The organism is Enterobacter sp. JBIWA005 (assembly GCF_019968805.1).
GTDB classification, from domain to species: Bacteria; Pseudomonadota; Gammaproteobacteria; order Enterobacterales; family Enterobacteriaceae; genus Enterobacter; species Enterobacter vonholyi.
Map to the genome: position 1 here is coordinate 2,937,361 of NZ_CP074159.1, position 13,174 is coordinate 2,950,534.

Here is a 13,174-nt window from a genome sequence, read left to right on the forward strand (position 1 = left end):
TAACACAATCTTCGCCCGCCGGAAAAGCAGCACGATTCATGGGTCGAACGCATTACAACCCAGCTGCTGGCGGCCTGCAGGGAATGGAATAGATTACTGAAGGCACGTCCGGTCACCACAGTGCCCAATCAGGTGGCCATTACCAGCACGATTGTCTGGACGTTTATTCAGTCGATGATCCCGCACGTTGTTAACGCAGAGGATTTTAGAGAGATTCAGGCGGTTGTCGAATCATTCGAATCACAGGCGGTCTTTAGAAAATATCCGTTCAAGTAAGTAACTAGCCCGGTCAGCGCAGCGCTGCCGGGCAAGCCAGCAGCTATATCTGATAATCAATCGCCACTTCTTCCGGCTCCATCACCTGGCGTTTAATCTCATCCACCGACAGCCCGGCATTGCACAGCTCGATAAAGCGCCACACATAGTTGCGCTGCAGCTGTCCGCGCTTCAGGCCAAGCCATACGGTGTTGGCGTCAAACAGATGACGCGTATCAAGACGCACCAGGTTACCGTCTTCGCGTTCTCCGCTGGACTGTTCCGCCACCAGCCCAATGCCCAGCCCCAGCTCAACGTAGGTTTTGATCACGTCAGAATCCTGCGCGCTCAGCACGATGTCCGGCGTTAACCCTTTACGGTTGAAGGCTTCATCAATACGCGAGCGTCCGGTGATCCCCTGGCGGTAGGTAATGAGCGGCCATTTCGCAACGTCTTCCAGCGTCAGGGGAGAGACCTGATTGAGCGGATGGTCGACCGGGAGTAACAAGCTGTGATACCAGCGGAACCAGGGGAACGCCACCAGCAGCGGGTCGTTGCTCAGGCGTTCGCTGGCGATACCGATATCCGCCCCACCGTTTTGCAGCAGCACTTCAATTTCCTGCGGCGTGCCCTGAATAAGCTCCAGACGGACGTCAGGGAAAAGTTCGCGGAACGCTTTAATCACAGGCGGCAGGCTGTAGCGCGCCTGGGTGTGGGTGGTGGCGATGGTGAGCACGCCCGAAGCGTCATTGGTGAAGAGATCCGCCAGACGACGCACGTTGCTGGCCTCGTTGAGGATCCGCTCTGCGATGGTGAGCAAAGCCTTACCCGGCTCCGTCATGCCGAGCAGTCGCTTGCCGCGACGGATAAAGATCTCTATGCCCAGTTCCTCTTCCAGCTCGCGGATATGGCGGCTGACGCCGGACTGAGAGGTATAAAGCATATTGGCGACCTCGGTCAGGTTGTAGTCCCGCCTGGCCGCCTCACGGATGATTTTAAGTTGCTGGAAATTCACGATTCACTCCGGCGCATCTGACATAGCTCTATTGTTAGAGTCTGTCGCGCTGCAGAACAAATAATAAAAACCAGCATCTTATGCTTTTATGGAATATCAGCTCACGAGCTGGAGTTCACGGTTCTCAAGCGACGGCTTGCTGACCAGCGACATCAAAATCTCTTTTACCGCCTGCGCCTGCGGCGACAGCGAACCGCGAGCAGACATGTTCAGCGACAGCGGCAGGCTCATGGATGGCGTGGTGATCCGCGCCATCCAGCCGTTTGCCGCGCTGCACAGCGAGCGGGCTGCGGATTCCGGCAGCACGGTCACCCCCATCCCGCTGGCAATGGCTGCGGTGAGCGTGGAGATTGAGTCAATTTCACCGATGATTTTGGCCGTCAGGCGGCGCAGGGAGAACGCTTCGTCCACGCGCACGCGCACGGCGCTGTAGTCGCGCGGCAGATAGAGGTTCATCTCTGCCACGGCGGTAAGGTCTACGCTCTGACCCGGACAGTCGCGGGTGCCCACGAGGTAGAGATCTTCTTTCAGCAGCGGCTGGCTGGTGATCCCGGCGACCGGGGAGCGATCGTAAAGAACCGCCATATCCAGCTGGCCGTTGAGCAGTTTTTCATTCAGTACGGAACCGCTGTTTTCGTGCAGATAGACCAGAACTTCAGGCAGCTCGGCGCGGACGGCCTGCAGCAGCGGCATGGTAATAGAGGACGCAGCCGTTCCCGGCGCCAGGCCGATTGAAACGTGCCCGCTCAGCGTCTGGCCTACGTTGTTCACCGCCAGCTGCGCCTGTTCACACTGGCGAAGAATGGTGCGCGCGTGGGTATAGAGGATTTTGCCTGCTTCCGTTGGCGTAACGCCGCGTTTGGTACGAATCAGTAGCTGCTGATCCATCTCGCCTTCCAGAGTAGCCACCTGCTGGCTCAGCGCAGGCTGTGCGATATGCAGCACTTCTGCCGCTTGAGTCAGGCTGCCGATATCGACGATTTTTACGAAGTATTTCAGTCGTCTTAAGTTCATTTTGCCCCCTGTTCGAAATGCTGTGCCGGAACCGGCTGTCGTTGTTGAACAGGTTTTGCAATATGAATGCCACTTTTACCAGGCGGTCTGAATTGGGCGCTAAGCGCCTGAAAATAAGGAAACCTAATCATGGAGGGGGGTTTTATTACCGAAACAGCAGTTTATGATCTGCCCCATTAGGGGTATACCCGCACCATGACGGTGCATTCCGCTGCCAAAAACATCACTTTGCCGATTTTGTCAGCAAACGATCAAAAGGCGTTGATCCACCCTTTGACAAGGCGAACGCAGGTCGATAATATTCGCCCCGTTCACACGATTCCTCTGTAGTTCAGTCGGTAGAACGGCGGACTGTTAATCCGTATGTCACTGGTTCGAGTCCAGTCAGAGGAGCCAAATTTGAAAAGCCTGCTTTTAAAGCAGGCTTTTTGCTTTTCTGCGCAAGTTAAATGCAAAACGGCAACCGAGTTACCGTTTTTAGTGTGTGCTCCCTCTCCCGTGGGAGAGGGGTGGGGTGAGGGCACCAGCCCGCACTATTCCTTTACATGCCGAGCTTCACCGGCATCCCGGACCGCCGTTCCAGTTCGGCTCCTGCCCCCTCGTTTATCAGCTGCGTCCGCTGCGCGGCGGAGATGGGCAGCGGCACTTTCCGGGTCGATTCAAATTCCGCGCGGTTTCGTGATAATGGCTCGTGAACTTCCACCCAGCGGCTGCCGTCCGGCTCGGTGGTGACTTTAACCGGCCTGTCGATAAGCTGCACGCGGGTTCCTACGGGAACGTTATCGAAAAGGTATTTGATGTCGTTATTGCGCAGACGGATACAGCCCTGGCTCACCCGCAGCCCGATGCCGAAATTCGAGTTTGTGCCGTGAATGGCATACAGCCTGCCAATATAAATCGCATACAGGCCCATCGGGTTATCCGGCCCGGCGGGTACGAATGCCGGAAGCGTTTTCCCTTCTGCCGCATAGGCACGGCGCGTGTTCGGCGTCGGAGACCAGGTTGGCCCCTCCTGCTTACGCTCAACGGCCGTCACCCAGTTACGCGGAGTTTCTCGTCCGGCCTGACCGATGCCGATGGGCAGAACTTCAACGGTATTGCCGCCAGGCGGATAATAGTAGAGACGCATTTCCGCGGCATTCACGATAATGCCCTCGCGGACGGTGTCGGGCAGAATCAGCTGCTGAGGGATCGTCAGCCGGGTGCCGGATTTAGGCAAAAAAGGATCTACGCCCGGGTTCGCTTCCAGCAGATTGCTCAGCCCCTGCCCGTACTGCGCGGCAAAGGCTTCCAGAGGCAGCGTGTTACCTTCAGGAACGGTGATGATAATCGGGGTTCCCACCAGACGACTGCCTTCCGGCGGTAGGGTATAGGTTACGGCAAACGCGCCGGGTATAGCGGCACACAGCGCAAGGACGAACCAGGTAAGTCGCATCATAATTTCCTGTGCTCAAAAAAGAGAAAGCCCGGGCTCAGGCAGGCTTTCTCAGTTTACGCTATTACGCTTCGGTTTTGCGCCACCTGCGCGTCAGCACTTTCTCCGCCTCGACAATAAGGAACATCACAAAACCAATCAGCAAGGTGATGACCCAGTAGCGGAACGGCAGCGCTTCGGTGCCAAACAGCATCTGCATGAACGGTGCGTAAATGATAAGAAGCTGTAGCGCCAGCAGTACGCCGCTCACGATCCAAATCCCTTTATTCGCCAGCAGGCCTTTGCTCAGCGAAAAGCCATCATTAACGCGGCAGTTAAGCATGTAGAACCACTGCGCGGTCACCAGGGTTTGCAGCAGCACGGTGCGGATAAATTCCGCCGAATAGCCGCGCGGCTGTAGCCACGCTTCCAGCACGAAGGCGCTAATGGCAATCATCAGACCGACAAACACCACGCGCCAGATGGCATAGCCATCCATCACATGCAGATTCGCCTTACGCGGTGGGCGGTTCATGATGTCCTTCTCACCCGCTTCAAACGCCAGGCCAAACGACAGCGTTGCCGACGTCGCCATGTTCATCCACAGGATCAGGACCGGGGTCAGCGGGATCAGGTTTCCCGCCAGCAGCGCGATGATGATCAGCAGGGCCTGCGCGATGTTGCTCGGGATAACGAACAGAATCGTTTTTTTCAGGTTATCGTAAACCCGACGACCCTCGTGCACCGCACTGGCAATGGTGGCAAAGTTGTCATCCGTTAACACCATGTCGGCGGCCTCCTTGGTGACTTCCGTCCCCTTAATCCCCATAGCGATACCCACATCTGCACGCTTGAGCGCCGGGGCGTCATTTACGCCATCCCCGGTCATGCCCACCACTTCCTGTTTACTTTGCAGGGCCTGCACGAGGCGGAATTTATCCTCCGGGCTGGTTCGGGCGAAAATATCGTACTGCTGCGCGGCGTCGCTCAGCTGACTATCGTCCATCGCCTCCAGCTCGCGTCCGGTGATAGCGCTTGCGGCGTTACCAATCCCCAACATTTGCCCAATGCTCATGGCCGTTTGCGGGTGGTCGCCGGTGATCATTTTCACGCGGATCCCGGCCTGCAGACAGTCGGCAATCGCGGTTATGGCCTCCGGACGCGGCGGATCCATCATCCCTGCAATACCCAGCAGGATCACGCCATCATGGAGGTCCGGATGATCCAGCTCGCGCTGTCCCTCGCGGGCAGGTTTCCAGGCCGCAGCCACCATACGCAACCCTTCCCGGGCATACTCTTCAATCTTTCCTTCCCAGTAAGGCTGATCGAAAGGCTGCAGTCCGTCATTCGTCTGCTGGTACTGGCAGAGGCGGAACAGGACGTCCGGCGCGCCGGTGATTAAAATCGCCTCTTCTTCGCCCAGCCGGTACAGGGTGGACATGTATTTATACTGCGAATCAAACGGGATTTTGCTGCGCATTTCGGTATCAAGCGGTGGAAGCGGAATTTTCGCCGCCAGCACCTTCAGCGCGCCCTCGGTCGGACCGCCGGTGATTTTCCACAGCCCCTGCTCGTCTTTGATCAGTTGGCTGTCATTGCAGAGGTCGATTGTTCGCAGGTAGCGTTCCAGCAGGGAACCCTGCGTCACGCTGACGGGCGTCGGGTCATCTACGGGGTGAATATTCCCCACCGGTTCGTAGCTGTCGCCCTCCACGCGATAGGTCGTGTCAGCGGTAATCACCGCTTTGACCGTCATTTCATTCATCGTCAGGGTGCCGGTTTTATCCGAGCAGATGACCGTCATTGCGCCCAGCGTTTCCACCGTAGGCAGCTTGCGAATAATGGCCTTGCGGCGCGCCATGGCCTGTACGCCAAGCGAAAGGATGATGGAGATGATGGCCGGCAGGCCTTCCGGCACGGCGGCAACGGCGAGGCTGATAAGCGACAGCACCAGTTCAGAAACCGGCATATCCCGGAACAGGAGGCTAAAGACGAACAGCGCCACCATCATGACCAGGATAGTAATAAAGATGGTTTTACCGAGCTTATCCATCTGCACCATCAGCGGCGTGCGGTGCTTTTCAATGTCGGACATCATCTGATTGATGTGGCCAAGCTCGGTCTCGCCCCCGGTTGCCACCACCACGCCTTTACCGCCGCCGGAGCTAACGGTGGTGCCTGAGTAGAGCAGATTATACCGGTCACCTAACGGCAGTTCCCCGCTTAACGCATCGCTGTTTTTCTCAACAACGGTGGATTCGCCGGTCAGGATGGCCTCCTCCACGCGAAGGTTATGCGCTTCAATGACGCGCAGGTCCGCAGGGATACGATCCCCGGCACGGATCACCACGATATCTCCCGGCACCAGCGCCGTGGTGGGGATCGTTTCATGATTCCCCTGTCGTACCACCACGGCTTCGCTGGAGAGCATATTGCGAATACTCTGCAACGATTTTTCAGCATTGCTCTCCTGGATATGGCCAATCAGCGCGTTAATGATGGCAACCCCAAGGATCACAAACATGTCTACCCAGTGGCCCATAAAGAGCTTAAGCAACGCGGCCACCAGCAGAACGTAAATCAATACATCGTTAAAATGCGCCAGGAAGCGCAGCCAGGCGGGTTTGCCCTTTTTTTGCGGCAACGCATTCTCACCATGCTGCTGAAGTCGGGCTGATGCCTCAGTGCCGCTAAGTCCTTCCAGAGTGGAGTGGATATTCGACAGGGTTTCGTCAACGGTTTGTTGATAATACGGACGTTCAGGTTTTCCTGTTTTCATCGTTCCTTCCTCAGGTTCTATTCAGAAATCACCTTGCTTTCATGTAATTAACGAATAACGAAAACAGGAACATGGGCGTAACGGACAATACTTGCCGCCTCCGAACCTAACAAATGGGTTTGAATATTGGGATTTCGAGAGCCGACAATAATCGCGCCAGCAGCAAGTTCATCCGCCAGCTTAATAACCTCATCACGAACATTTCCGCTACGAACGTGGAGATGAACACGATCTTCCGGCAGATTCAATTTTTTGACCAGGTCAGACAGTTTTTCTTTCGAATTATTAATCATATATTCATCCATCTTGCGCGCATCTGAAATAAAACCGCGCGTCAGTTCGGCTGAAAATTTGGGCATGACGTGCAGCAAATGAATGTCACCCGATGCACTTTGCGCCAGAAAATGTGCATGCTGCAACGCTTTATCCGCCAGGCTTGTCTCGTAGACATCCACCGGAACGAGAATGTTTTTATACATATCGATCATCCTTTTTATAACCAACACGAGAGTGAATGAAGCAAAAAAACGCATTAAATGCAGGGGGTTGCCCTTAATGCCAGTTACGGTAAAAAGAGATGGATGATATTAAACGTAGCACAGGAATATCAGGTTTAGCGCTTGCCCACTGATAATGGTTATTTAACATTTATCTTTTCGCAGACTATGCTCATAGTCAGCCACCGCTTCCGGCTCATGGAGGAATTTATGTATGGTTTAAGCCTGATCCGCCTGGGTATGTTTATCGCGCTTGCTATTATCGCCAGCACGGCGATTGGTTTATTTACCTATATGGTCGTCACTGTTCTGGCTGAATAGTGTCACCCCTGTCCAGGTTATGGAATAAATAAAACAGTTATTTATTAGGGGAATACAGTGAACCGCTACCTCTCTCTTTTACCGTTCGTTTTGTTAACGCTCACGGCGTGCGACCCGAAACCCAAGCAAGCGTCCCCCCTGCCCAGGATGGTAAAAGTGGCGGAGGTGACGGTTCCCGGTCATGCCCAGCAGCGCGTTTTCCCCGCCCGCATTGAATCGGGCGATGCTACAGACCTTTCCTTCAAGCGCGCAGGTCAAATTGAAGCGCTCGATGTGCGTCAGGGCGCAACCATCAAACAGGGGCAACAGCTTGCCAGACTGAACGCCAGTGAAGCCCAGCAGCGGGTTAACGACAGACAAACGGCGGCGACGCTGGCCCAGAGGCAATTCGATCGCTTCCAGACGCTGGCGGGCCGCCAGGCGATTTCGAAAGCAGAAATGGACGTGCAGCGCGCGAACCGCGATTCGGCGAATGCGGCGCTGCAGATTGCCCGAGAAGAGCTGAATCAGATGACGCTCGTCGCCCCCTTCAGCGGGACGGTGGCCAGCGTACATGTCCGAAACCATCAGGTGGTGTCAGCCGGTCAGCCTATCGCGACGTTAACCCGCACCGACCTGCTGGACGTTGTGTTTAGTATTCCTGAGAACCTGTTTAAGACCTTTGATATCCGCAACGCGCAGTATCGCCCCGTGGTAAGAATTAACGCCATTCCGGATCGGGAATTTACCGCCGTCTACAAAGAGCACTCGGGCAGCAGCGACAGCAATACCCTGACCTGGCAGGTGATACTGACCATGCCGCGACCAGATGATTTTCCCGCCGTCGGTGGCGTAAGCGGTACTGTGACCATCAATTTAACCAACCTCCCTGCTGGCGCAGGCGCTCAGGCGCTGGTCGTACCGGTTGAGGCCGTCTTTAACCCGGACAACAGCCCGCGCAATGAGCCGCACGTCTGGGTCGTGGCGGGAGAAGGCGACGCGCTCCATCTTGAAGACCGCAAGGTCAGCGTAGGTCAAGTGAGTAGCGAAGGCGTGACGATCGTCAGCGGGCTTAAAGCGGGCGAACGCGTGGTTGCCGCAGGCGTTGGGGAACTCCATGCTAACCAGCCGGTGCGTATCTGGACGCGTGAACGGGGACTGTAATGGATATTTCTCGTCAATTTATTAATAACCCCGTTCGCGTCTGGCTAACGATTCTGCTGCTGGGCATCGGGGGTATTTTCGCCCTGTTAAATATCGGCAGGCTGGAAGATCCCGCCTTTACCATCAAAACCGCAGTGGTGGTCACCCACTACCCCGGCGCATCCGCTCAGCAGGTTGAAGAAGAGGTGACGCTTCCGCTGGAGAATGCCCTTCAGCAGCTGCCTTATCTGGACAACGTGAGCTCTATCTCTTCAAACGGTCTGTCGCAAATCACCGTTAACATCGCGTCACGCTATCACTCGAACGAACTGCCGCAGATTTGGGATGAACTGCGTCGCCGCGTGGGCGATGCCTCGCGTCAGTTTCCGCCCGGCGTCGTCACGCCCTTTGTAAATGACGATTTCGGCGACGTATTCGGCTTCTTCTTCGCCATTTCCGGGGATGAATTCAGTAATCCTGAACTGGTGAGATATGCGGAACAGCTGCGCCGCGAGTTAATTTTGGTTCCCGGGGTTGCGAAGGTCGCCATCGGCGGGGCCATTAGCCAGCAGGTCAACATCGATATCTCTCTGACCAAAATGGCCGCGCGCGGCATTACGCTGAACCAGCTTTCCGCTCTGCTCAGCAGACTTAACGTCGTTTCCAGCGCCGGAGAAATCACTTCCGGCAGCGAATCCATTCGTCTGCACCCGACCGGCGAATTCGAGAATCTTGATGAACTGGCGGATCTCATCATCACGCCTTCCGGCACCGGGGCGGCGACGCGTCTGCGGGACATCGCCACGCTGTCGCGCGGGCTAAACGAATCGCCGGCCAGTATCTACCATGCCAACGGCAAAAAAGCCGTCACCATGGGCGTCTCGTTTATTCCCGGCGTGAATGTGATCGACGTGGGCCACGCGCTGGAGGCGAAGCTAAACCAGATGTCGGCGGAAAAACCGGCAGGCATACAGATAGCCCTGTTTTACGATCAGGCAGCCGAAGTGGGCCACTCTGTTAACGGTTTTATTATTAACTTCCTGATGGCGCTGGCGATCGTCATCGGCGTGCTGCTGATCTTTATGGGGGTGCGCAGCGGGATAATCATCGCGGTTTCTCTGGCCCTTAACGTGCTGGGTACGCTGCTGATTATGTATCTCTGTGGCATTGAGCTGCAGCGGATCTCGCTCGGGGCGCTGATTATTGCCCTCAGCATGCTGGTGGATAACGCCATCGTGATTGTCGAAGGGGTGTTGATTGCCCGGCAGCAGGGCTCACCGCTGTTAACCGCCGTTAATAATATCATCCGCCGCTCCGCCCTGCCGCTGCTGGGGGCGACGGTGATCGCCATCCTGGCGTTTGCGCCTATCGGGCTGTCGCAGGATTCCACCGGGGAATACTGTAAATCCCTTTTCCAGGTGCTGCTGATTTCCCTGATGCTGAGCTGGTTTTCGGCGCTCACCCTCACCCCGGTGCTGATTAAGTGGTGGTTGTTTAAAAACGACAGCGCGCCGGACAACGCCGACGAGTCAGATCCTTACGACAAACGTCTCTACCGCCTCTACCAGCGCCTGCTTAACACGCTGCTGCACCATAAGGCACCGACGCTGGTAGTGATGGCCGCCCTGCTGGCCGCGTCTGTCTGGGGGTTTGGCGCGGTGCGGCAAAACTTTTTCCCGTCGTCCAATACGCCGATTTTCTTTGTCGACCTGTGGTTACCCTACGGGACCGATATCAAATGGACCGAGAAAATGACCGGCGATATTGAGAAAATCATCACGGGCCAGCCCGGCGTGGAAACCACCGTCTCTACCATCGGTCAGGGGAGCATGCGCTTTATTCTGACCTACAGCGGACAGCGGCAATACAGCAACTACGCGCAGATCATGGTGCGCATGGATGACCAGCGCAACATCTCCGCTCTGACGCGCTACGTGGATGAGTACATCGCGCGAAACTACCCGCAGGTCAACGCCAGCACGAAGCGGGTGATGTTTGGACCCTCCGGCGACAGCGCCATTGAAGTGCGTATTAAAGGCCCGGATCCTGACAGGCTGCGCCTGATTGCCAGCCAGGTGGACGATATTCTGGCGCGCGACCCGGCCACGGGGAGCGTCCGAAACGACTGGCAAAACCGCAGCAAGGTGATCCGTCCGCAGTACGTCGCCGCGCTGGGACGCGAGCTTGGCGTGGATAAGCAGGACGTCGACAACGCGCTGGAAATGAATTTCTCCGGCAGCCGGGCGGGGTTGTATCGGGAAGGCAGCGACCTGCTGCCCGTGGTGGTGAGGCCCCCGGAAAGTGAAAGGCTGGATGCCAGTCACCTGAACAACGTGCTGGTGTGGAGCCAGGCGCGGCAGCAGTATATCCCGCTGAGTAACGTCGTCAGCAGCTTCTCGCTGGAGTGGGAAGATCCGCTCATCCTTCGACGCGACCGCTCGCGGGTACTGACGGTTCAGACGGACCCGGACCCGCTGAGCCAGCAAACCTCCGGCGATATTCTCGCCCGCGTCAAGCCGCAAGTGGATGCCCTTCCCCTGCCCCACGGCTACAGCATCGAGTGGGGAGGCGATGCGGAAAACTCCAGCGAAGCGCAGCAAGGGCTATTCACTACGCTGCCTCTCGGGTATCTGGTGATGTTTGTCATTACGGTGCTGATGTTCAGCTCTGTAAAAAATGCCGTCGCAATCTGGCTGACCGTACCGCTGGCGCTGATTGGCGTCACGCCAGGATTTTTAATTACCGGCATTCCCTTTGGCTTTATGGCGCTGATAGGTCTGCTGAGCCTGAGCGGAATGCTCATCCGCAACGGCATCGTGCTGGTGGAAGAGATTGAACAGCAGAAAATGCAAAAGGATCAGCACAGCGCGATCGTTTATGCCGCCACCTCGCGCCTGCGCCCTATCCTGCTCACCGCGTTCACTACCGTACTTGGCCTGGCTCCGCTGCTGCTGGATGTTTTCTTCCAGAGCATGGCCGTTGTGATTATGTTTGGACTGGGGTTTGCTACAATCCTGACGCTGCTGGTACTCCCCGTGATCTACGCGTGTTTCCATCGTAAGGACGAAGCCAAACAACAATGAATGCGACAGGGCTGAACATTATCAAGACGCTGGGCTGTATGACGGCGGTGACCTTCTTTACCATCTACAACACCTGGGATCATTATGATTATGGCTATCACTGGATCCTGGGGTTTTTAACCTTTATCTCGACGATTGCCACACCGCTGTTTTTTGTGGTGTCGGGCTATCTCGACGGACAATCGCGGCACGGCACGCGCTGGCAACTGGGTAAAATTAAAAGTCTGGTGATTGTTTTTCTGTTCTGGATAACGATCTACTACCTGTGGGAACCTTATCAGCGCGGGTATTTAATCCAGCCCTGGTTCGTGTTCGCCTTTGTCGTAATTTACACCTTCCACCCGGTGGTTGAGTGGCTTAGCCAGCGAAGAGCGCTGTTCAGCGGCGTAATTGCTGCCCTGCTGTTCTTTTCTTACGGCTACGATCTGCTATCGGCGCTTTATCCTGAAACGCACGTCCTTTCTCTTTCACCGCAGTATCGGCTGTGGACGTGGCTGCTGTTTTATCTGACGGGGCAACTTTTCTGCGACCCTAAAATCGCCGAGTGGATAAGCCGCAAAAATGTAGTCAGGGCGGCGGTTATCGCCATCCCGTTTATCTATCTTTTCACCTGGTTTTACGAGCGCCACTTCTTTTTTGCCCTGTTTAAGGCCGACAGAAACGCCTTTATTCTCACCGGCTCGCAGATCTACATCCTGATTATTGCCCTGGTGATTGCGGCGAACGGAGTGCGCTTTCGCCGCAATGCTGAATTCAAGGAGTCCATTCTGGCCGCCATCAGCAAAACGATGACCGGCGTATATATTGTGCACTACTCGGTGTTTCATCTGCTGACGGCGCTGATACCGGTGACCTCTCTCGGAATGAAGCTGGCGCTGATTGTGCTTACGTTCGTCACCTCTGTTCTCTTTTCCATGCTGGTATTGTCTAACGCCGTGGCAAAAAAGGTGATCACCCTTTAAAAGCCTAAGCGCAGCCAGGCAAAAAGCACGTTGCCGTTGTTATAGGTTCCAGGAATATAGGTGAACTGGACGGTAACGCGCTTGTAGCCGGCAGAGAACAGCGGGAAAATGAAGGGTAGCGGTATATAGTTTGCAAAATCATCTCGCGCCGTGATGCCCGCTGCAGCACCGAGCCCAAGGCGGAAATCTTTGGCATTATCCAGATACCAGCCCTTCTCCCAGCCATAGCCCATCGCGGGCTGCCATTCGTTGTGCGAGTCCTTGAACATCATCGCGAAAAGCGCGCTCCAGTTGCCCTCTTCGTTATAGCGGGAAACGCCCAGGCCACCGCCCCACGGCATTTCGTTGTACTTATCGGTTTTTTCTTTGTCGTACATAAAGCGAGCGTGCCAGCTCAGAAACGGCAGGTACAGATCGTAACGTTGAGGCTGCTCCCAGGTTTGCGAAATATCGTCAGTGAGCGCGTTCCACCAGCCGCTGATACGCTGTTCACCATAGACGTTGGGCTCCGCATGAAGCGGTGCGACGAATAAAAACAGAATCATCCAGAATGCCGAAAAGGTGCGTTGCATCGTTATTCCCTCAGCTTAACTCACGCGCGGTCACTATTACTGTAAACCATTCAGCCTGTAACGGAGCCAGAAGACACAATTATCTCGCTGCAGGCGAAGATGAAATTTATTTATTCAGCACCTTCAGGAAAGATAAAAAC

Annotated in this window: 9 protein-coding genes, 1 tRNA gene and 1 pseudogene; 5 read left to right on the forward strand and 6 right to left on the reverse strand. The window is 55.6% G+C overall.

What is annotated here, in order from left to right; genetic code table 11:
* Positions 1-3 precede the first annotated feature (3 nt).
* Positions 4-276, forward strand: a pseudogene (locus KGP22_RS13990) (glutathione S-transferase); the annotation flags it as partial.
* Between the two features lie 43 nt (positions 277-319).
* Here the strand turns inward: KGP22_RS13990 and cbl are convergent.
* Positions 320-1,270 (reverse strand): HTH-type transcriptional regulator Cbl, encoded by a 951-nt coding sequence (gene cbl / locus KGP22_RS13995; RefSeq protein WP_111966052.1) that lies wholly within the window; start codon positions 1,268-1,270, stop codon positions 320-322.
* A gap of 96 nt (positions 1,271-1,366) precedes the next feature.
* The gene (nac, locus tag KGP22_RS14000; protein ID WP_111966053.1) at positions 1,367-2,284 is read right to left on the reverse strand and encodes a nitrogen assimilation transcriptional regulator NAC; all 918 of its coding nucleotides are present in this window, start codon (positions 2,282-2,284) and stop codon (positions 1,367-1,369) included.
* 320 nt (positions 2,285-2,604) lie between these two features.
* On the opposite strand from nac, the gene KGP22_RS14005 reads away from it, so the two are divergent.
* Positions 2,605-2,680: transfer RNA gene (locus KGP22_RS14005), tRNA-Asn, on the forward strand.
* A gap of 145 nt (positions 2,681-2,825) precedes the next feature.
* Here the strand turns inward: KGP22_RS14005 and ldtA are convergent.
* The 3 genes from ldtA to KGP22_RS14020 form a co-directional block, all read right to left on the reverse strand.
* Entirely contained in the window at positions 2,826-3,722 is an 897-nt protein-coding gene (ldtA, locus tag KGP22_RS14010) for a L,D-transpeptidase (protein WP_115875759.1), read from the reverse strand.
* Between the two features lie 61 nt (positions 3,723-3,783).
* Positions 3,784-6,477, reverse strand: a complete 2,694-nt coding sequence (locus tag KGP22_RS14015; protein ID WP_223579619.1) for a cation-transporting P-type ATPase — start codon at positions 6,475-6,477, stop codon at positions 3,784-3,786.
* Positions 6,478-6,524: 47 nt separating this feature from the next.
* The gene (locus KGP22_RS14020; RefSeq protein WP_127731568.1) at positions 6,525-6,956 is read right to left on the reverse strand and encodes a universal stress protein; all 432 of its coding nucleotides are present in this window, start codon (positions 6,954-6,956) and stop codon (positions 6,525-6,527) included.
* Positions 6,957-7,352: 396 nt separating this feature from the next.
* Between KGP22_RS14020 and KGP22_RS14025 the strand changes: the two genes are divergently transcribed.
* Genes KGP22_RS14025 through KGP22_RS14035 form a run of 3 tightly spaced genes read left to right on the forward strand, consistent with a single transcriptional unit; the run spans position 7,353 to position 12,462 of the window.
* Complete coding sequence (locus tag KGP22_RS14025; protein ID WP_188035086.1) at positions 7,353-8,438, forward strand: efflux RND transporter periplasmic adaptor subunit; 1,086 nt, start codon at positions 7,353-7,355, stop codon at positions 8,436-8,438.
* Complete coding sequence (locus KGP22_RS14030; protein ID WP_223579623.1) at positions 8,438-11,500, forward strand: efflux RND transporter permease subunit; 3,063 nt, start codon at positions 8,438-8,440, stop codon at positions 11,498-11,500. The genes KGP22_RS14025 and KGP22_RS14030 overlap by 1 nt, the downstream gene beginning before the upstream one ends.
* Entirely contained in the window at positions 11,497-12,462 is a 966-nt protein-coding gene (locus KGP22_RS14035) for an acyltransferase family protein (protein WP_223579626.1), read from the forward strand. Before KGP22_RS14030 ends, KGP22_RS14035 begins: the two co-directional genes overlap by 4 nt.
* Here the strand turns inward: KGP22_RS14035 and pagP are convergent.
* Entirely contained in the window at positions 12,459-13,034 is a 576-nt protein-coding gene (gene pagP, locus KGP22_RS14040) for a lipid IV(A) palmitoyltransferase PagP (protein ID WP_149366530.1), read from the reverse strand. The two genes, KGP22_RS14035 and pagP, sit on opposite strands and share 4 nt — an antisense overlap.
* Positions 13,035-13,174: the final 140 nt, after the last annotated feature.